The following is a 21,025-nucleotide window of genomic DNA, read 5'->3' on the forward strand; positions in this document are numbered from 1 at the left end:
GGCTGCATCCTATGGAGTGCTTGCGGTGCTGTCAATAGCCGCAGTGGTTATAGCGGCTTATCCGGCTTCCAGTGAGGTGAGTGCATAGAGGCGCTGATAGTCCAGGTCAGGTTCATAGCCCCGGTACATTCGGGCAGAGAGAAAGTCGACGGACTGGCCTTCAAAACTGTGTACCAGGTGACGGGCGTAGCGGTTAGTTTCCGGTACATCGCAGAAAACCGGCTGCCCGAGACTGTGCTGAAGTAGTGCCTGCATCAGGTGTTCGGCAATCACAGGGGTGTCGGCAAACAGTGGGCCAATTTTGTAGCCGGTGATACATGGACGCAAAACGCCAAAGCCTTTGATGTTGTGATTATCGCAAAAGCAAAAAGCACTGGCTCCGGGTTGAGTGACCCAGGCTTTCAGGTAGGGTTTACGCTTTCCGGGAAACAGCCGTTTTTCATAGTCCAGCAATTCCAGCAGGCGGATATGTCGGAGGTTGATGATGTTGGAGTGAAGTTTGTCCGGAGCGTGTTGCCAGTTGAATGCAAAGCGTTGGTTAATATAGGCAGTCCGAAAGCCCACAGAGCGGTACACTCTTTCTTTTTCCAGTACGCCATCCAGGGAAAGGTTACGGTAGCCCGCCATCTGCAACCGTCTGCGGGTCATCATCAGGCCGAAGCCCTGTCCGCGGTATTCAGGCTTGACAATAAAGTTGCCAAAGCTGGCATAACGGGCATTGTGCCTGAAGACGGCGGAAACCCCCACGAGTTCATCGTCCAGCTTGATACCAATAAGCCCACTGGCAAACGCTTTGTAAAATGTGTCTGCGTCGTGGAGGCCAGGGTTCCACCCTTCCCGGGCAATCCACTGGTACATGGTTTGTACTTCTTCCCGGTTCAGGGTGTCGATGTTTATGTTTCCCCGCATGGTCGCACCTCATTATTAGCAAACATTATTTATAGTGTTTTCTGCTGAAATTGTTGTATCCACAGATCCGCAATGCCGGACCGGGTGGTAAACCACACATCAGGATAGCTGCTGGTGTACTCCAGGAACATTTTGATGGCCTCACTCCGTCCGGGATGTCCTGACAGCCGGCCGTGCAGTCCAACGGTCATCAGGGTTGGCTGCGACTTACCCTCCCTGTACAGGCAGTCAAAAGTGTTTTTCAGATGTTCAAAAAAGTGGCTGGGCGTCACCCAGCCGGAGCTGGAACCGTACAGGCAATCGTTATTGAGTAGGGTATAGGGAATGACCAGGTGTCCACCCTGCCACCAGGGGTAGTCGTCGGAGTAATCATCGCTGTCCCATTCCAATCCGGCTTCGATCACCAGTTCACGGGTGTGCAGGCTTTTGCGTCCGGTATACCAGCCCCGGACGAGCTTGCCGGTACTCTGGTGAATGGTATCCAGAGTGCGTAACAGGTGCTCCTGCTCGTCCTCTCTGGAAAAATGCTCATAATCAATCCAGCGCCAGCCATGTCCGGCGATTTCATGGTTTGACTGACCCAGAGTGGAAGCGATAGCCGGGTTGCGTTCCAGTGCCTGTCCGCAGGCAAAGACGGTGACGGGTACTCTGTACTCCTCAAACAGCCGGTAGAGTCGCCAGAATCCGGCCCTGGAGCCATAAGCAAACAGGCTTTCGCTGGACGGGTGGCGACTGCCGGCTCGGGCGGGCAGGCCGGGAAAGCCCGAAAGGTAGTGTTCCGAACATTCGTCTCCATCCAGTATGTTCCGTTCAGATCCTTCCTCCAGATTCAGGATCAGGTTGATGGCCAGCCGCTGGTTGCCAGGTAGCCTGATGGCGGGTGGCTGGCCCGCATAGCCAGTCCAGTTGCGGGGGTAAGGGGTTGATTGGTCGGTCATCAGGCGCTGTGCCTACGCAGGTCGGGTTGATTAATCATCAAGATAATAGACAAGTCTGCCTGCCAAATGGGGCATTGTCAGAAATACCCGGGAGATAAGCTCGAAGCAAGGAGTTATTCCGTCCCCTATCCTGAAGGCTCATTTAGCTGAATGGTTACAGTTGAGGCAATGAAAAAACTTATAATTGCAGCGTTTTTGTTTTTTTCGTTTATCTGTCAGGCTGACAGCGAGACATTTGATTTTGCCGTAGAGTTCGGGGCGGACGGAAAAAACGTTTCCATAAAGGCCGCTCCCGCTACAGGCTACTTAAGCGGGCTTCCTTTACCCCTTCAGGGCAAAGAGTCGTTCGAGGATGGATATTCATCCACTTATGGAGGGGGAGACTCTCCTCCTGATGATAAACCCCGCAAACCCGGAGGTGGAGGTGGGCACACCACCACCCTGATAGAGTCATGGAGCTGGCAACCTTTGTATGCCAGCAGGGAGATTGTTGGGTTCTTGCTGTCACTGACGGTTGATAAAAGCTCTCTGTCCGGCTTTACAACCTCATGGAAGCCCGTAATAGGCACCCTGGTTGTTGGTTGGGTGATTCGCACACTTTATAACCCGGGGCAACCACTGTTTAATCGAATGGATGCGCAGCAGTCGGAAGATCACCGCCTCGCAATTATCACCTATCCAAAAGACCCCCAGAAGAGTGAAACGGTAGCAGTAGGTGGGGCAGAAAGCGGTACGTCGGGGGCAAGAGGTAATGGCGGCGGAGGTTCAGGAACAAGTGTAACCATTTTTTCTCATGACAACGATGGTAACTCCGGTGACCAGCCCCCCCAAACGTTTTACCACACCAGAGGCCCGTTGTGCCCGCACCCCCGTTGCAACAACGGAAGGTGTATAGAGATAAGTGTTGAAGGTGAGGAGGTTGTTTATTCCTGTGTGATGGCAGAACCCGCTGAAGATGAACAGAGCAGGCTTGTCGATTCTCAGGTTTATTCAACACTTTTTGAGGAAATCGATATAGCCCGGTTTCTTTTAATTGGTATGGATTTGCTTGATGGCAATGAAGCCGGTCAGGAAACTTTTACTGAGATTATAAATAATGCAATCGCTACACCGGGTACAAGTATTGGAATGGTGCTGGATCGTTTATCTGGCCTGGTAGAAATTCCTGAAAGTCACATCACGCAGCTTCTGCCTGTTGAATCGGGCTCCTCTGATTCTGGCCGTGAGGTCGCCACCAGAGAGAGTCTAACCAGAGGGCGTGATTCGAAACCTGCAGGCTTGTCACCTGCTGCCCGGTCGACAGTTAATGAACTGGAGCATGCGGTCAGAATACTAATAAAAGGGACAGCAAGCGAAAGACTGCTTAACCTGGTTCGGGAGAAAGCCAATACCATTATTTGGCAACTCACTGATATTAACGGGGAGAATTCAGATGGAAGCTTTAAAAATAAGGTTATTGAGGTTGCTCGTATTATAAAGGCCGCTAAAGAGAATGGTGTTAACAACCTCCTGCGAAAGCTTGATACAGGCGTAACTATTAAACAGTTGGCTAAAGAGTTTTCTGCCAAAGAATCATGGCTTGTTAATGAGATTCAAAAGGTAAAAGAATGTGTTATAGCAAGCCTTAAAAAAAGCAATATGCCAGCCGGTAAATGCCAAATTGACTGGCAGGAAGACTTTAATGATGGTACTAAGCAAAAAGTTGCACTGAAAGTAAATGTTGCAAGTGAAAGCGGTAGCTATGGCTATTTTTATTACTTTTTAGATGAGCTTGATACAGAAGAAAAGTTTATGCTGGAGCACATGGTTGATATGGAAATAGCTCAGGTGGCTTATGAATGGGGTAAAAGAAATAATAACAAGTATCAGGCTTTTGTCGGTGTTCATACAAACACGGATAATCCCGAAAATTCATATGTAGAGGTTGCTTTATGGCATTCAAAATTCGATAGAATAGAAGCTTCATCGGAGAGTGATGAGAGTATAAGTTTTTTAAAATTTATTAGCATGCATGATGGAAAACCTAAAGCTAACTATGAAAATATATTTAAAAAATTAGATGAATTAAAAGCTAAGTTTATTTCTGGTTCTGGCTGGGGTTCAACAACTGCGACCAGAGGGGGAGGAGCTGTGACCAGAGATTCACCAATTGAAAGTGGAAAAACAGAAGTGCCTGAACAGCTAATACATTACTCAGACGTATTTGACCATATTTTCAATGATGAAGAGAATAAGTGAGTGGGTAGATGATGTAATCGGGCCAGGGTGTGTTGGATGCCCTGGCCTATGCAGGGCAATGGATCTGGTTATGTGGGTAGTGGAGAAGATTGATCAGTCGTCAGGGGCTGTACCTACACAGGTTGAGTCAATTAATCATCAGGAGAATAGACAAACCTGATTGCCAGATGGAACAACTTCAGAAATGTCCGGAAGAATAATTTGAAGCAAGGAGTCATTTTGTACTCTACCCTCAAGTCTCGTTTGGCTAAGTGAGTAGGGTGGCGAGCAATTGAAAACACTTTTAATTACAGTGCTTCTGTTTTTTTCGTATACCAGTCAGGCCGACAGCGAGACATTTGATTTTGCCGTAGAGTTCGGGGCAGGTGGAAAAAACGTTTCCATAAAGGCCGCTCCCGCTACAGGCTACTTAAGCGGGCTTCCTTTACCCCTTCAGGGCAAAGAGTCGTTCGAGGATGGATATTCATCCACTTATGGAGGGGGAGACTCTCCTCCTGATGATAAACCCCGCAAACCCGGAGGTGGAGGTGGGCACACCACCACCCTGATAGAGTCATGGAGCTGGCAACCTTTGTATGCCAGCAGGGAGATTGTTGGGTTCTTGCTGTCACTGACGGTCGATAAAAGCTCTCTGTCCGGCTTTACAACCTCATGGAAGCCTGTAATAGGCACCCTGGTTGTTGGTTGGGTGATCCGCACACTTTATAACCCGGAGCAACCACTGTTTAATCGAATGGATGCGCAGCAGTCGGAAGATCACCGCCTCGCAATTATCACCTATCCAAAAGACCCCCAGAAGAGTGAAACGGTAGCAGTAGGTGGGGCAGAAAGCGGTACGTCGGGGGCAAGAGGTAATGGTGGCGGAGGTTCAGGAACAAGTGTAACCATTTTTTCTCATGACAACGATGGTAACTCCGGTGACCAGCCTCCCCAAACGTTTTACCACACCAGAGGCCCGTCATGCCCGCACCCCCGTTGCAACAACGGAAGGTGTATAGAGATAAGTGTTGAAGGTGAGGAGGTTTTTTATTCCTGTGTGATGGCAGAACCCGCTGAAGATGAACAGAGCAGGCTTGTCGATTCTCAGGTTTATTCAACACTTTTTGAGGAAATCGATATAGCCCGGTTTCTTTTAATTGGTATGGATTTGCTTGATGGTAATGAAGCCGGTCAGGAAACTTTTACTGAGATTATGAATAATGCAATCGCTACACCGGGTATAAGTATTGGAATGGTACTGGATCGTTTATCTCAATTGGTAGAAATTCCTGAAAGTCGCATCACGCAGTTTCTGCCTGTTGAGTCGGGCTCCTCTTATTCTGGCCGTGAGGTCGCCACCAGAGAGAGTATAACCAGAGGGCGTGGTTCGAACTCTGCAGGCTTGTCATCTGCTGCCCGGTCGACAGTTAATGAGCTGAAGCATGCGGTCAGAATACTAATAAAAGGGACAGCAAGCGAAAGACTGCTTAATCTGGTTCGGGCGAAAGCCAATACCATTATTCGGCAACTCACTGATATTAATAGGGAAGATTCAGATGGAAGCTTTAAAAATAAGGTTATTGAGGTTGCTCATATTATAGAGGAGGCTGAAGAGAGTGGTGTTAACCTCCTACGAAAGCTTGATACACACTTAAGTATTATAGAGTTGGCTAAAGAGTTTTCTGCCAATGAGTCATGGCTTGTCAATGAGATTAAAAAGGTAAAAAAATGTGTTATAGCAAGCCTTGAAAAAAGCAATATGCCAGCCGGTAAATGCCAAATTGGTTGGCAGGTGGATTACAATGATGGTTGTAATGAAAAAATTGCATTGAAAGTAAATGTTTCAAGTAAAAACACCGCCTGTCAATATTTTTATTACTTTTTAAGTAAACTTGATGCAGAAAAAAAGTTCATACTGGAACACATGGTTGATATGGAATCAGCTCAGGCGGCTTCTGAATGGGCATGGAAAAATGAAGGTTATATTCCTTATATTGGTATTCATACAAACGCTGAAAATCCTGAAAGTTCATATGTAAATATTTCTTTGCAGGACTTTAATTACCGTAGAGTAGAAGCTTCATCGGATAGTGATGAGAGTATAAGTTTTTTAAAATTTATTAACAGGAATGATGGAAAACCTAAAGCTAACTATGAAAATATATTTAAAAAATTAGATGAATTAAAAGCTAAGTTTGTTTCTGGTTTTGACTGCGGTTCAACAACTGCAACCAGAGGGGGATGGGTTGTGACCAGACGTTCATTCATTGAAAGTGGAAAAACAAAAGTGCCTAAACGGCTAATTCATTACTCAGACGCATTTGACGATATTTTCAATGATAAAGAGAATAAGTGAGTGGGTAGATGATGTAACCGGGCCAGGGTGTGTTGGATGCCCTGGCCTATGCATGGGCAATGGAACTGGTTATGTGGGTAGTGGGGGAGATTGATCAGTCGTCAGGGGCTGTACCTACACAGGTTGAGTCAATTAATCATCAGGAGAATAGACAAACCTACTTGCCAGGTGGAATATCGTCAGCAATAACCGGAAGAATAATTTAAAGCAAGGAGTCATTTTGTACTCTACCCTGAAGGCTTATTTGGCTTAGCGAGCAGAGGGGCGAGCAATTGAAAACTGTTTTAATTACAGTGTTTCTGTTTTTTTCTTATACCAGTCAGGCCGACAGCGAGACATTTGATTTTGCCGTAGAGTTCGGGGCGGATGGAAAAAACGTTTCCATAAAGGCTGCTCCCGCTACAGGCTACTTAAGCGGGCTTCCTTTACCCCTTCAGGGCAAAGAGTCGTTCGAGGATGGATATTCATCCAATTATGGAGGGGGAGACTCACCTCCTGATGATAAACCCCGCAAACCCGGAGGTGGAGGTGGGTATACCACCACCCTGATAGAGTCATGGAGCTGGCAACCTTTGTATGGCAGCAGGGAGGTTTTTGGGTTCTTGCTGTCACTGACGGTTGATAAAAGCTCTCTGTCTGGCTTTACAACCTCATGGAAGCCCGTAATAGGCACCCTGGTTGTTGGTTGGGTGATTCGCACACTTTATAACCCGGGGCAACCACTGTTTAATCGAATGGATGCGCAGCAGTCGGAAGATCACCGCCTCGCAATTACCACCTATCCAAAAGACCCCCAGAAGAGTGAAACGGTAGCAGTAGGTGGGACAGAAAGCGGTACGTCGGGGGCAAGAGGTAATGGTGGCGGAGTTTCAGGAACAAGTGTAACCATTTTTTCTCATGACAACGATGGTAGCTCCGGTGATCAGCCTCCCCAAACGTTTTGCCACACCAGAGGCCCGTTATGCCCGCACCCCCGTTGCAACAACGGAAGGTGTATAGAGATAAGTGTTGAAGGTGAGGAGGTTGTTTATTCCTGTGTGACGGCAGAACCCGCTGAAGATGGACAGAGCAGGCTTGTCGATTCTCAGGTTTATTCAACACTTTTTGAGGGGATCGATATAGCCCGGTTTCTTTTAATTGGTATGGATTTGCTTAATGGCAATGAAGCCGGTCAGGAAACTTTTACTGAGATTATAAATAATGCAATCGCTGCACCGGGTACAAGTATTGGAATGGTGCTGGATCGTTTATCTGGCCTGGTAGAAATTCCTGAAAGTCACATCACGCAGCTTCTGTCTGTTGAATCGGGCTCCTCTGATTCTGGCCGTGAGGTCGCCACCAGAGAGAGTCTGGCCAGAGGGCGTGATTCGAATTCTGCAGGCTTGTCATCTGTTGCCCGGCCGACAGTTAATGAGCTGGAGCATGCGGCCAGAATACTAATAAAAGGGACGGCAAGCGAAAGACTGCTTAATCTGGTTCGGAAGAAAGCCAATACCATTATTCGGCAACTCACTGATATTAACGGGGAAAATTCAGATGGAAGCTTTAAAAATACGTTTATTGAGGTTGCTCGTATTATTAAGGACGCTAGAGAAAAGGGTGTTAAGCTCCAACGAAGGCTTGATACACAATTATGTATTATGGAGGTGGCTGAAGAGTTTTCTGCCAATGAATCATGGCTTTTTAATGAGATTCAAAAGGCAAAAGAATATATTACAAAAAGCCTTGAAATAATCAATATGCCAGCAGGTAAATACCGAATTTGCTGGGGACAAGACCCTAATGATGGTTTTGAGGAAAAAATGTCACTGAAAGTACGTGTTGGAAGTGCAATCCGAAAATATCACTGTTTTAATTACTTTTTTGATAAGCTTGATACAGAAGAAAAGTTTATGCTTGAGCACATGGTTGATATGGAAGTAGCTCAGGTGGTTTTTGAATGGAATAAGAGAAATAATTACAAGTATCAGGCTTTTGTCGGTGTTCATACAAACACGGATAGTCCCGAAAATTCATATGTAGATGTTACCGTGACTGGCAAATTTATCTGTTATGGAGCTACATCAGAGAGTCATAAAGATATAAATTTTGTCAATTTTATCGATATGTCTGATGGAAAGCCTAAAGCTAAACATGAAGAAATATTTAAAAAATTAGACGAACTTAAAACACAGTTGAATTCAGATCCAAATCGCTTGTCATTCTCTTACTCCGACTCCGACTCCGACTCCGACTCCGACTCCGACTCCGACTCCGACTCTGCCTCTGCCTCTGCCTCTGCCTCTGCCTCTGCCTCTGCCTCTGCCTCTGCCTCTGCCTCTGCCTCTGCCTCTGCCTCTATGCGAGGGATTAGTTTGCAAAGATTGAATACTCTTTATGACCAGTTACATTAAGAGCTCACAGACAACGATGGTTTTAAGCGCTGGTTCAGGTTCGTGAATGGCGTTTCAATCAATAAATCGCATAAAGATGTGCTCGTTAATTACCTTGAATATGTGTCGGTTAGCCCTAAGGGTAAAAAATACGTTAATACTTGGATTCCCTTTATAGACAGGGAGTAGATTGATCAGTCGTCAGGGGCTGTACCTACACAGGTTGAGTCAATTAATCATCAGGAGAATAGACAAACCTACTTGCCAGATGGCTTTGCATTCCTTAAAATTTGCGCCCTATCTGAGAATCCGGTGCGGTGTGCCATTTTGTTATGGGTATCAGGCAGTACTCTATAGAGTGCTCTGAAGCTTATGCGGTGCCGTTCTTTTGAAGTGATTTTTAGGTAGCTAATGAAAATTCCGCCAGAACATTGCTCTCAGAACATTGCTCTCAGGAGATAGTTCTCAGGAGATAGTTCTCAGGAGATAGTTTCTGAGCGGATGCCTTTGACAAAGAGGCTTACAGGATTTTCGGAGATTAATATGTACGCTGTTATCAAGACCGGCGGCAAGCAGTATCGCGTTGCTGAAGGTACCACCCTTAAAGTAGAAAAGCTGGACGTAGCCGCTGGTGAGAACGTTGAAATTACTGACGTTCTGCTGATCGCTAACGGTGAAGAGCTGAAAGTTGGCGCGCCAGTGATCGAAGGTGCCAGGGTGACTGCTGAAGTCGTTGCTCACGGTCGTGGTCCTAAGATCAAGATCATCAAGTTCAAGCGTCGTAAGCACCACCGCAAGCAGATGGGCCACCGTCAGTGGTTCACTGAGCTGAAGATCGCCAGCATCGCTGGTTAATTTCGGCTTCATAACGCTGATGGGTTAGTTTTAACCCATTTTATGTCTTAGAAGGTGGGTGTCTGGTTTGGTCGCTGGCCACTTCACCGGGTTAAAAGGAGAGCATAATGGCTCACAAAAAAGCTGGCGGTTCTACCCGCAACGGTCGCGATTCAGAAAGTAAACGCCTTGGTGTCAAGCGCTTTGGTGGTCAGGCAGTAATCGCAGGTAACATCCTGGTTCGTCAGCGTGGCACTCGTTTCCACGCTGGTGAAAACGTTGGTATTGGCAAGGATCACACCCTGTTCGCCAAGGCTGACGGCAAGGTAGTATTTGAGGTTAAAGGTCCTCAGAAGCGTAAGTACGTTCGTATCGAAGCTGCTTAATCGCTACTGCTTTTTACCGGATGCCCTGATTGATATCAGGAAAGGTTTTCCGGTAAACAGAAAGCCCCGCTTTAATGCGGGGCTTTCTCGTATCTGAGATATATTTATTACCGGTGTCTGGAGATAAGTTTTTTATGACAAAGAATTTATGTGCAGGCATCGCTACTGAAGGCGAATGCTGCAGGAGGTTGTAGATGAAGTTTGTCGATGAAGCCACGATCTGGGTTCAGGCAGGTAAGGGCGGTAACGGAGCTTTAAGTTTCCGTCGTGAGAAATATGTTGCCAAGGGTGGCCCTGACGGTGGTGATGGTGGTGACGGCGGCAGCGTTTACGTAGAAGCCAGGGATGATCTGAACACGCTGGTGGACTATCGCTATACCCGTCGCTATCAGGCAGAAAATGGCGCGTCGGGGCGTGGTCGTAATTGTTCCGGTAAAAAAGGCGAAGACATTATTTTGCCCGTGCCGGTGGGTACAACCGTTGTTGATGACGATACTGAAGAGGTGATCGGCGACCTGATGGAAACCGGTCAGCGTATTATGGTGGCACACGGTGGCTGGCACGGTCTGGGTAACACCCGCTTCAAATCCAGTGTTAACCGCGCTCCCCGTCAGACAACGCCGGGTTCCGAAGGTGAAGCCCGTAACCTGCGTTTTGAGCTGAAGGTGATTGCGGATGTGGGTCTGTTGGGTATGCCGAATGCCGGTAAGTCTACCTTTATCCGCTCCGTATCCCATGCCAAGCCCAAAGTAGCGAATTATCCGTTCACCACCCTGGTGCCTAACCTGGGCGTGGTGAGTGTCGAGAAACATCGCAGCTTTGTGGTGGCTGATATTCCGGGTCTGATTGAAGGGGCGGCAGAAGGTGCAGGACTGGGGATTCGTTTCCTGAAACATCTGTCCCGCTGTCGTGTGCTCCTGCATCTTGTTGATGTAGCGCCTTTTGATGAAACTGATCCGGTAGAAACAGCCGTAGCCATTGTTAAGGAGCTGGAAAACTTCAGCCCGGCACTGGCAGAGCGTGAACGCTGGCTGGTGTTGAACAAGGTGGACCTGCTGCCTGAAGATCAGCGTGAAGAAGTGTGCGCCCGCATCGTCAAAGAGCTGAACTGGGAAGGCAGAGTGTACCGGACGGCTGCTATTGCCGGCCAGGGCACCGACCTCCTGTGCCAGGAGCTGATGACGTATATCGAAGAGCGCAATCAGGAAGAGGCCCATGACGACAGTATTGCGGCCCAGGAAGAAGAGCATCGTGTCAAGATGGAAGCCGAAGCCCGCAGTCGTATGCGTGAAATCGCTGAAGAGCGTCGTCAGAAACGTCTGGCCCAGAAAATGGCTCAGTTTGAAGACGAAGGCGATGACGATGATTTTGATGATGAGGACGATGTAGAGGTATTCTACGCACCCTGATTGTTTTTAACCGCCCTGAACAGGGCGGTTTTTGTATCGGCTGAAGGAGAAAGGATGAGTGAGCGAGGCAGGTTGAGTTCAGCAAAGCGCTGGGTGATAAAAATTGGCAGTGCTTTGTTGACCGACGAAGGTCGTGGTCTTGACGTGACGCGTATCGATAACTGGGTAACCCAGATGTGTCGTTTGCGACGTCAGGGGGTAGAGATTGTTCTGGTTTCATCCGGTGCCGTGGCGGCAGGAATGGAAAAGCTGGGGCTGGATGAACGACCGTCTGCCTTGAATGAGCTTCAGGCCGCGGCAGCGGTGGGGCAGGCAAGACTGGTGCAAATCTGGGAAGAAAGCTTTCAGAAACATGGCTTTCAGCCGGCGCAGGTATTGCTGACCCACGCTGATCACAGTAATCGTCAGCGCTATTTAAATGCCCGCAGTACGCTGAATACTCTGCTCGATATGGGCGTCGTGCCGGTGGTCAATGAAAACGATACGGTAGCGACTGAAGAAGTGCGTTTTGGCGACAATGATACGCTGGGTGCGCTGGTGGCTAATCTGGTTGAGGCGGATATGCTGGTGCTGATGACGGATCAGGATGGCCTGTTTACAGCTGACCCGCGTAAAGACCCCGGCGCAACGCTCGTCGATAACGTCCGTGCGAAGGATAAACAGCTGGATGCCATGGCAGGCGGAGGCAGTGGCCGACTGGGACGAGGTGGTATGCAGACCAAATTGCGTGCCGCCCGGCAGGCTGCGGCTTCCGGTGCGGCCACCGTGATTGTGGGTGGGCGGATAGAGTCGGTCATTGAACGGCTCTATGATGAAGAAGCGTTGGGAACGCTGCTGTTGCCGGACCATGAGCGCCTGGCAGCCCGCAAGCAATGGTTGCAGGGGCATATGCAAACCTCTGGTGAGCTGGTTCTGGATGCCGGGGCTGTGGATGTTCTGTTGTCAAAGGGCAAAAGTCTCTTGCCGGTAGGCGTGCGTGAAGTCCGGGGCTCATTTCTTCGGGGTGAGATGGTGACCTGTGTTGATGAGTCCGGTCGTGAAGTAGCGCGAGGGCTGACCAATTATGGTGATGAGGATGCCCGTAAAATCATTGGCAAATCCAGCGAGCTGATTGGTGGCTTGCTGGGTTACTCCGGTGAGCCTGAACTGTTGCACAGGAATAATATGGTGCTGGCCGGTTAAGCCTGTTGTCGGGTGCTTGCCTGTTTATTGTTAAGAAGGCCTTGGGAATTAAAGCACGCTCTGGATTTTGGAGCTATCTTATACCGGTCCCTTAAGCGGTCTTTCAAAGAATAATACCGGCCAGAGCGGCTTAACTGGAACATCCAATGAAAACTAAGTGCTTTTGTCTGGTTTTGATGTCCATGCTTTTCAGTTCTACCCTGTCGGCAAGGCATCAGCCAACCCCTGGCCTGATTTTTTCTTTTGCTTCGATGGCCGCCCTGCTCTACAGGGATAGCTCACCTATCCCCGGTGGAGTGCAGTTGAAACAAAATTTTCAGAGGGTTAAGCACCCGGCAATGCATGATAATGAGTGGGTTGGCAAGAAGCGGGTACCATCGTTATATGGAGATCACTCTTCGCTATGGGATGGTCTTTATTCTGGCTATTTGTTTTCTGATTATTGTCAGCCTCAGCGTGTTGCGATCACTGTTATGCCACTTTCAGGTAAGATTCCGGTAAGTCGATTTCAGGCCGTTAACCCAAGGATTGCTCTGAGGATTCCCCTCAAGGATACAAAAGAAAGGGCAGAGCTTGTTGGCCGGTTAATGGCACAGGCAGAGAACGGGTATGCAGAATGCTATTGGGAAAAAGCGGCCAGAAATCTCGGCCTGTCAGAGGTTCAGATTGACTCTTTCAGGTGCATAGGTAATCCGGCAGAGCGTCTTTTGCAGTACTTTGAAAATGAGTACCCCCACGGTGCTGCACAGATATTGCACTGTTGTTTCCTTTCCATCAATAGCCGCTTGTCAGGTTTGTTAGAGGAAGTTGTTTTGCCCGGGGCTGAGGCGTTAGGGGTAGTGGAAAACAGTTCCGGTTCCGGTGATATAGCCACTGGCTCAGGCACCAGAATTGATCCAGTACCAGTAATGGGTGATGGAGAGTCGTTGTTAATGGCTTTTCCTTTCTATAGTTCACCTGATATTGAAAACATTGCCAGACATATCGTCATTGATCCCGAGCCAGGTCTGTCCTGGCGGACGCTAGCCCGTGCTGTAGATATGCCTTCTGAGGACATTAAACATTTAGAGAGAGCGAATCCACGGCAGATACTCATTGCCATTCTGAATTTTATATTGAAAGTGAAATCTGACTATAAAGATGCCTTTTATTATTTCCGTGATTTTTTGTACTGTCTGGGAAGTATTAAAGCTTGTGAACTTATTGATAAATGGGGGCCGCCCGAGGAGGGAGTTGCTCATTTTGAGAATGCACTCCCTGATTTTTAACGGGCTGTAGCTAAAGGGGGAGTTTACCTACCAATTTTGAGCAGTTGCTGTCCAGGTAGCTCTGGTGTTTGATGACCGAAACGGATTAGCGCATGAGGGCAATACAAGATGGGGCAGGAAGCCCCATCTTGAAAGAACGCTTCTGAGCAGAAACTTCAGAAATTAAGCAGACAGGGCTTTGACCTGTGCGTTCAGACGGCTCTTATGACGAGCAGCCTTGTTCTTGTGGATGATACCTTTGTCGGCCATGCGGTCGATAACAGGTACAGCCGCAGCGTATTCAGTTTTAGCCAGTTCAACGTCCCTGGCTTCGATAGCGCGTACGACTTTCTTGATGGAAGTACGAACCATGGAACGCAGGGAAGCGTTGTGAACACGACGGTTTTCAGCCTGACGGGCGCGCTTTTTAGCAGATGGAGAGTTAGCCATTCTGGTGCTCCTAAAATCGAATGTGTGTACTGTATTCAATTGCAGGGCGGCTTCGGGCACCCTGTGATTGGAGTATGTAGTTGCCGCAGTTACTGTAAGGTATCTCCCGGGCAAGAGAACCTTCAGTGCCATACCCATACAGTCAAGTCGCCGAATCATGCCGTGTTAGGCTTTTATTGTCAATACGGCGTCCTGCCTGCGCTTGACTGTATAGTCCCTATCCCACCATCATCTGGTGTAAGCTGGGCGTAATCGTTAATATCGATGCCTTTTCTGAACCTGGTATTGAGCCCCTGAATGTCTGAACAACCCTCTGATAACGATGAAAACACCCATACGGGTGTAAAAGAGCCACGCTCCCACAGTTTGCTCAGGTCCAGCCTGGTGGTGGGCGTTATGACCATGATGTCCCGGGTACTGGGCCTGTTTCGTGACGTGGTAGTGGCTGGCTATTTTGGCTCGTCCATGGCCGCGGACGCTTTTTTTGTAGCGTTCAAAATCCCAAATTTCCTCAGACGACTGTTTGCCGAAGGCGCTTTTTCCCAGGCCTTTGTGCCGGTTCTGTCGGAATATCGCACCACCAGACCTTTTGATGAAGTTCGCATTCTGGTCAGCCGTGTGAGTGGAACGCTGGCTGGCACACTGCTGATGGTCACCATTCTGTGTATGCTGGGTGCGCCCGTGTTGATTCGGCTGTTTGCGCCGGGCTTTATGGATGAGCCGGAAAAGCTGGCGCTGGCTGGCAGTATGCTGCGTATCACCTTTCCCTATTTGTTGTTGATTTCGCTGACGGCACTGGCTGGCGGTATTCTTAACAGTTTCAACCGTTTTGCCGTACCCGCCTTTACGCCGGTTTTGCTGAACCTAAGCCTTATCGGTTCAACCCTGCTGCTGACCCCTTATTTTGCAGAGCCGGTAATGGCGCTGGCGTGGGGTGTGGTCATTGCGGGGGTCTCCCAGCTGCTGTTGCAGCTGCCGTTTCTGATGCAGATTCGTTTGTTGCCTTTGCCACGCTGGGATCGACAGCATGAAGGGGTGCGGCGCATCATGAAACTGATGATTCCGGCTCTGTTCGGTGTGTCGGTCAGTCAGATCAACCTGTTGCTGGATACGGTGCTGGCTTCGTTTCTGCAAACCGGTAGTGTCTCCTGGCTCTACTATTCCGATCGACTGTCAGAACTGCCCCTGGGCGTGTTTGGTATCGCCATTGCGACGGTGATTCTGCCCAGCCTGTCCCGTAAACACGCTGATGACTCAAAAGGTCAGTTTTCCAAAACCCTGGACTGGGCTATCCGCCTGGTGCTGCTGATTGGTATTCCTGCCGGCGTCGCACTGTTTATTCTGGCTGAACCGCTGATTGCGACCCTGTTTCATTACGGCGAAATGCAGGATCGGGACGTGCTGATGGCGGGTATGAGCCTGCAGGCTTATTCCCTGGGGCTGGTGGCCTTTATGTTGATCAAGGTGCTGGCACCGGGTTACTTTGCCCGTCAGGACACTAAGACTCCGGTACAGATTGCTGTTAAGGCCATGGTGGCGAATATGGTGTTTAACCTGATGCTGGTGTTCTGGTTGCAGCATGTGGGTCTGGCATTAGCGACGACCATATCGGCCTTTATGAATGCGGGTCTGCTGTTCCTGGGGCTGAAGAAAGCAGGGGTATTTAAACCGCAGGCAGGCTGGTGGCTTTATGCTGGCCGTCTGTTGTTTGCCAATGCGGTGATGGCGGCTGTTTTGCTGATGATGGACGGTGAGGTTCAGCAATGGCTGGACTGGTCAATGTGGCAGCGTGTAGGTCAGATGTCGTTTACCGTTGCGGCAGGTCTGGCTGCTTATGGTTTCAGTTTGCTGCTGTCTGGTATTCGTCCGTCCCAGTTCCGACATTGACAACGATGCCGTTGCTGTTAAAAAGTTTTAGGCAAAAATTTGCTGGCAGAGGGACTTGCCAGCCCCCATAAGGGGCGCAGCATTCAATAACTTACCGGGCTTTTGGCTTTTGGCTGTTGGCTTTTGGCTATTAGCTGCTCATACAGCCAACAGCCAACAGCCAACCGCCAACCGCCAACCGCCAACCGCCAACAGCCAACAGCCAACCGCCAACCGCCAACCGCCAACCGCCAACCGCCAACCGCCAACCGCCAACAGCGATATATTATGTTCTGCTGCTTCCCTAAGCTCTTTTCTGTTTTAGTCGCTTTCTGCTTTTCTATTAATCAGTTTCCCATTCAACTCAAAGTTACTGGAAGATAGCCTGTTTGTTATCTAATCTGATCAGGCTTTATAACTGGGGCTGGCAATGATTAAACAATGCAGCGGGCTTCTTGCAAGGGCTTTACTGGTTATTGGTTTGCTGATTGTATCTGTCGATGTGGTCAAAGCTGATGGTCTGAAAGACACTTTTGAAAAAATGGTTCAGGAGCATGTTCTTACTGAAGAACAAACAGTTTATCTGTTGAAAGAGAGCACTGTTGAATCTATTGTCGCACACCTGAAAGGGGTTAGAAGCAGTAATCCTACTGTGGATATTAATACTTATATTCGTGCGATTTTATCGTTCTATAAACAGTATCCTCATTCAAACAGGGCACCTCATTTGCTTCTGATTGACTTTCAGGAACACTGGCGCTTACGGGCTCAGATTTCCAATGCAGAGGTTCTTGTTTCAAACCAACAGCAAGCACTACAAGCCTGGCAGGCTGGACAGTTCCAGAATTCCTATATTATTCATCAACTTCAGTCACAGCTTCATAATTCTCAGCAGCAATTGAATGACTTGCGTTACCAGTTAGATCAGTTGCAACAGAAGCTGGAGGAACAGAGCAAGGAGAGGGAAGAAAAGTACAAGGCGGGTAAAATAAATGCCATTAAAAGAGACAAGGAAATTAAATGGCTGAAAACAGACAATGAAGGTAAGAGTGATGAATTAGAACGACTTAAAAAATTAGTCTCAAGGAGAGAGTATGAAAATGAACGTTTAAAACAAGAGGCACTTGAGAGCGGCTCTCAGGCAACAGAACGTGAAAGAGAACTTGAAGATACAATTGCCCGGTTGGAACAGGAAAATCAAGGGTTAAGACAGAGGGCACCAGCTTCTGCGACTTCTGTTACTGCGGAAGTCTGTTCTGCTTCATCAGGGCTTGCTGGCTGTGAGCAACCCTGCTCACCAGACAATAGTCACTGCCTGCAAATAAAGAGTGACAAAAGGGAAGAGGGAAAAAAAGAAACGAGGCCAAAAAATCATAGAAAAACTGTTGGTTCAAAAAAAAACGGAACCAACGACAATAATGGAAGTAGAAAGCACTTACCGCAGAAACAGTCAGCTAAAACTCCACAATCACAGGCTTCAGATGTTCCGAAGCTTGAAATAGTTCAGGAAACAACAGTGGCCATGGCTTCCGGGCAACAGAACTTTGGACAGTTTATTAACCGGATGATGACTTTTTCATCGGGTCATATGGCAAAAATACTGGTGTCAGCAGGTTCTGTTGCTTTGGCATTATTTGTAATCAAAAGTTCCGGTGGAAGCGGGTCAGGCAGTAAACCCTTCAGGGAAGTAGCAGAGAAAAATATCCCATCGTCATCCCCGCGAATGCGGGGAGCCACAGCCGTGGTAGATTCCCACTTTCGCGGGAATGACGGAGGAACGGGTATGTTATTGAGTGACACTTCCGTAAAAGCACCCAATAAGGCAGAAATAAAACAACAGACAGAACACCCCTGTTATTCGTTGCCCGATTACGGATTAATAGAACTTTGTCTGCAACAACCGCCTGACAAACAGACTTTGATGTTTCTGGTCTGGGATTTACGCCATGACCTCTTAATGTCTCGTTACACTCTGTATCGAAAGCAGAAGAACGACGATATTCTTACTGTATTTCCTGTCAGTAGTGTGGCCTCCGGCAGTGTGGGCGATAATTTTTACCTCTTGCCTGAGCGTTATATTGCCTTTGCCGACCTGAGCTGGCCTGAGCAGTTCGAATTTCTCGAGCTTCTGATGAACACCTCCGGGTGCCTGGAAACCAGCCTTTCGGAGCAGTTGAAAAAAATAAGTCTGTTTGGTGCTTATTGTGGCAGCCTGCCGGCGGGAACTCAGCTTAAATGTTTCTCCAATGTTGAAAGGCAAATTCTCAAAAATAATTATGAAAGCCTGAATGTTTTTCCGCTTCCAGAGAATGCGCTTAATACTAAAGCCCCCCGTTTTTTTGGCAAGGCAGCTCTTATGGTCTCATGGCCGGTGGCAATTAGCAGTGGTGTTTTCAGTCTGGCAAACGCTCCTCTGACCTTAATGGTTCTGGTTCGTGATCATAACAGTCTGGAATTGCTGTACATGAAGGAGCGACCAGCAAGCGATAATACCATTCAGGTTTCCATCAATGTGCTGGAGGACGGTGAATTCATTCAGTCGACACTGACGATGGTTGATGACAAGCCTTTTTGGCAGCATGGATTAAGTGTGCTTAAGATTTTTGCAGGTATGAAAACTCAGCATATGACCACGCTGAATGACGCAAAACTGTTTTACAATGAAAGCCGCAGCATGCTGCATCTTATTGTTACCAGGGATGGAGAGCTTATTCCTCCTGCCTGGCCTTTCATCAATGGGCTCATTGCAGAGAATAACCGCCTGCTCCTTAGTTTGTCAGGACGTCCCCCCCATCAACGCCAACAGACAATAAAGCAATTGAATAACTGGAAAGAATCCTGCCATTCCAGTGATAACTGTCCGGTCAGTATTGGTATGAGCTATTACGATGGAGAGCCAGTAACAACAGAACAGAAACGGCACAGGCTGAACCACCTGTCTCAGGATACTGCCCTCTGGCACGCTTCAGGACTGAAAGTTGCTCAGTTGAAGCGAGTCAAAAAACCTCTGGTTAAGCAGTGGCTCTGGCTGCTCGCCCATACGATTGATGCGGTGTATCCGGAACATCAGAGTCAGCATCGAATTGCTGAAATAGCTGATCTGGCCAGAGTGTTTTGTGGTATCAGCAGTGGTGCAGGCTCACAAGAGTTGGCAGTCGCCTGTTTTCAACAGCTGCTTGAGAGAGAGCGAATACAGGCAGACTGGAAAAAGACAGGGGCTGTGTCTGATTTTTTAGCGGGCTTTTCCAGCACTAAGGCCGACAATAAACCTGAAACTGTACTGGTGGCTTTGCGTGCCAGGCTTGGTCAGTTTCGAGTGACTGAACCACGATTTTTACCCAGCTTAAGCTATCAGGGGCAGCGGCAACTGATAACTAAAGAAGGACGTACAGCAAGCAGGGTCTTAAATCTGCCACCTGACCACTATCAGATATATTGGCTGCAAAAAAACCTTACTTTTAAACTTTTCTATTTAGATTTAGACGGCTCGAAAAAGCTGTTTGATTTGATGTCAGGCACCTGGATATTGCGGAGTAGTCAACCTGATGCAAACAGTAAATACTATTTTATTGAGCCTGAGAATCCATATATTTCCACACCCTATCCTGCATTTCCTCACAGTAGGGAACACTACTCAAGAGAAAGTGGCTCGTTCACTGCTACACAGTTTACACAAGCTATAAAGAGCTCTCCCTGTGCTGATTCAGGACAAAGAGGCATAAATGACCAACTGTGTAAATACCTGGTTGATTACACGCAATTAGGTTTGTTAGAAGATTTGAAGATGATAGCGAGCAAAGTACCACCTTCTGAATTTAAAGTGCCCATACTTTTTGCTTCTCACAGTACTTTAAGATCCGCTTCGACAGATAAAAGAGTTGTTTATCGCCATGATACTACGTTCGAATGTTCTGATCGTACCAATATTCAAAAAAGCAAAAAGCCGTACCACCTTCTTTTCGGTAATTATTCTTACTTTAAATATTTAGGTGAAGAGTTAGCTTATGTATTAGTTGGTTATTACGATCAGATTAAAGAGGCTGGAGTTCCTGCGTCTGTTCGCTGGAAGGTTTTATATCAGATGATTTCTAACTGTTTGTCTTACTGTGAATATGAGCGTAAAGAATGTGGCAGATATATTTTATCGAATCTGCAGTCTGCTAATGAAGATATCTGGCAAGCTCTGGGTAAGAGAGTGGGTGTATCCGATGAAATAGCACAATACAGCTATCCGAAAAACGGCTCCAAGAAAACAACGCTGGCCAAACTGACGAAAGTTCTGGTATTCGACCGCCATCTTAAAGCGGTTCGGCAGATGACGCTTCCTGTCATGAAAATAAACGGTAAAGAAGGTTTTTTTCCTGCCTATTTTAATGACCCGGACAGTCTATGGATCCATGATGTGGTGCTTATGGACTTAAAGCCTGATACAGAGTATAGGGTCGAATTGTTTTCACCTGTACCAAGTCAGTGGGTTCCGCAGGAAAGTTTAACGTTCACTACTGTGGCTGAGGAGACAACCCATGTACTTAAATTGTCAGTCGATAAGTTGTACCGGGTTTCCACTAAAAATGAAGAAGTCAGTTATATATTTTTTCCGGTGCAAAAAATAAAAGAGAGCAACGAATTAACCGATCGCTACAGTGTTTGGCGGAAAGTACCAGAAATGCCAAAGTTATCCTGGGAACAGCCTGTTCGTATTAAAAAAGGCGGGTATGGATTTTAAAAACAGCAGAATGGATCCTTAGAGCAGGCTGACTGATTCAGCCCTGGTCAGGCAGCGGGTTGTTGTCAAAGAAAACGACAACCCGCTGGCTTTTACAGGATTTACAATTATCGGGTTAACTATCAGAAAACAT

General features: G+C 47.7%; 14 protein-coding genes. 10 read left to right on the top strand and 4 right to left on the bottom strand.

Translation table 11 applies throughout. The annotated features are described in order from the left end of the window. Positions 1–57: 57 nt before the first annotated feature. From NX720_RS20770 to NX720_RS20780, 3 genes are all read right to left on the bottom strand, one after another. Positions 58–909, bottom strand: a complete 852-nt coding sequence (locus tag NX720_RS20770) for a GNAT family N-acetyltransferase (RefSeq protein ID WP_262597189.1) — start codon at positions 907–909, stop codon at positions 58–60. 29 nt (positions 910–938) lie between these two features. Then, a complete protein-coding gene (locus NX720_RS20775; RefSeq protein ID WP_262597191.1) occupies positions 939–1,847 on the bottom strand; it encodes a polysaccharide deacetylase family protein in 909 nt (302 codons plus the stop codon). 368 nt (positions 1,848–2,215) lie between these two features. Next, entirely contained in the window at positions 2,216–2,443 is a 228-nt protein-coding gene (locus tag NX720_RS20780) for a hypothetical protein (RefSeq protein WP_262597193.1), read from the bottom strand. Here NX720_RS20780 and NX720_RS20785 point away from each other — a divergent pair. The 8 genes from NX720_RS20785 (at position 2,433) to NX720_RS20820 (ending at position 13,871) form a co-directional block, all read left to right on the top strand. Continuing rightward, positions 2,433–4,085: a hypothetical protein gene (locus tag NX720_RS20785; RefSeq protein WP_262597195.1), complete on the top strand. Its 1,653-nt coding sequence runs from the start codon at positions 2,433–2,435 to the stop codon at positions 4,083–4,085. The two genes, NX720_RS20780 and NX720_RS20785, sit on opposite strands and share 11 nt — an antisense overlap. Before the next feature lie 271 nt (positions 4,086–4,356). Then, positions 4,357–6,420 (top strand): hypothetical protein, encoded by a 2,064-nt coding sequence (locus NX720_RS20790; protein WP_262597197.1) that lies wholly within the window; start codon positions 4,357–4,359, stop codon positions 6,418–6,420. 272 nt (positions 6,421–6,692) lie between these two features. Then, complete coding sequence (locus NX720_RS20795) at positions 6,693–8,813, top strand: hypothetical protein (protein ID WP_262597199.1); 2,121 nt, start codon at positions 6,693–6,695, stop codon at positions 8,811–8,813. Positions 8,814–9,335: 522 nt separating this feature from the next. Further along, positions 9,336–9,647, top strand: coding sequence for a 50S ribosomal protein L21 (rplU, locus tag NX720_RS20800; RefSeq protein WP_262597200.1), 312 nt, complete (start codon positions 9,336–9,338; stop codon positions 9,645–9,647). Positions 9,648–9,754: 107 nt separating this feature from the next. Further along, positions 9,755–10,012 (top strand): 50S ribosomal protein L27, encoded by a 258-nt coding sequence (gene rpmA / locus NX720_RS20805; RefSeq protein ID WP_262563637.1) that lies wholly within the window; start codon positions 9,755–9,757, stop codon positions 10,010–10,012. A 194-nt stretch (positions 10,013–10,206) separates the two neighbouring features. Further along, complete coding sequence (gene cgtA / locus NX720_RS20810) at positions 10,207–11,421, top strand: Obg family GTPase CgtA (RefSeq protein ID WP_262597201.1); 1,215 nt, start codon at positions 10,207–10,209, stop codon at positions 11,419–11,421. 54 nt (positions 11,422–11,475) lie between these two features. Next, the gene (proB, locus tag NX720_RS20815; RefSeq protein WP_262597202.1) at positions 11,476–12,603 is read left to right on the top strand and encodes a glutamate 5-kinase; all 1,128 of its coding nucleotides are present in this window, start codon (positions 11,476–11,478) and stop codon (positions 12,601–12,603) included. A 146-nt stretch (positions 12,604–12,749) separates the two neighbouring features. Next, complete coding sequence (locus tag NX720_RS20820) at positions 12,750–13,871, top strand: hypothetical protein (protein WP_262597203.1); 1,122 nt, start codon at positions 12,750–12,752, stop codon at positions 13,869–13,871. 162 nt (positions 13,872–14,033) lie between these two features. Here NX720_RS20820 and rpsT read toward each other — a convergent pair whose 3' ends face one another. Beyond that, positions 14,034–14,300, bottom strand: coding sequence for a 30S ribosomal protein S20 (gene rpsT / locus NX720_RS20825; protein WP_262597204.1), 267 nt, complete (start codon positions 14,298–14,300; stop codon positions 14,034–14,036). A gap of 297 nt (positions 14,301–14,597) precedes the next feature. On the opposite strand from rpsT, the gene murJ reads away from it, so the two are divergent. Further along, positions 14,598–16,187, top strand: coding sequence for a murein biosynthesis integral membrane protein MurJ (gene murJ, locus NX720_RS20830; protein ID WP_262597205.1), 1,590 nt, complete (start codon positions 14,598–14,600; stop codon positions 16,185–16,187). 409 nt (positions 16,188–16,596) lie between these two features. Continuing rightward, a complete protein-coding gene (locus tag NX720_RS20835; protein ID WP_262597206.1) occupies positions 16,597–20,892 on the top strand; it encodes a hypothetical protein in 4,296 nt (1,431 codons plus the stop codon). The last annotated feature ends 133 nt before the right edge of the window (positions 20,893–21,025 follow it).

This window comes from Endozoicomonas euniceicola, from assembly GCF_025562755.1.
GTDB classification, from domain to species: domain Bacteria; phylum Pseudomonadota; class Gammaproteobacteria; order Pseudomonadales; family Endozoicomonadaceae; genus Endozoicomonas_A; species Endozoicomonas_A euniceicola.

Coding starts and splice junctions, on each gene's coding strand:
- NX720_RS20820 (WP_262597203.1), top strand. CDS start 12,750: ATGAAAACTAAGTGCTTTTGTCTGGTTTTGATGTCCATGCTTTTCAGT.
- rplU (WP_262597200.1), top strand. CDS start 9,336: ATGTACGCTGTTATCAAGACCGGCGGCAAGCAGTATCGCGTTGCTGAA.
- proB (WP_262597202.1), top strand. CDS start 11,476: ATGAGTGAGCGAGGCAGGTTGAGTTCAGCAAAGCGCTGGGTGATAAAA.
- rpsT (WP_262597204.1), bottom strand. CDS start 14,300: ATGGCTAACTCTCCATCTGCTAAAAAGCGCGCCCGTCAGGCTGAAAAC.
- NX720_RS20775 (WP_262597191.1), bottom strand. CDS start 1,847: ATGACCGACCAATCAACCCCTTACCCCCGCAACTGGACTGGCTATGCG.
- NX720_RS20770 (WP_262597189.1), bottom strand. CDS start 909: ATGCGGGGAAACATAAACATCGACACCCTGAACCGGGAAGAAGTACAA.
- NX720_RS20835 (WP_262597206.1), top strand. CDS start 16,597: ATGATTAAACAATGCAGCGGGCTTCTTGCAAGGGCTTTACTGGTTATT.
- cgtA (WP_262597201.1), top strand. CDS start 10,207: ATGAAGTTTGTCGATGAAGCCACGATCTGGGTTCAGGCAGGTAAGGGC.
- murJ (WP_262597205.1), top strand. CDS start 14,598: ATGTCTGAACAACCCTCTGATAACGATGAAAACACCCATACGGGTGTA.
- rpmA (WP_262563637.1), top strand. CDS start 9,755: ATGGCTCACAAAAAAGCTGGCGGTTCTACCCGCAACGGTCGCGATTCA.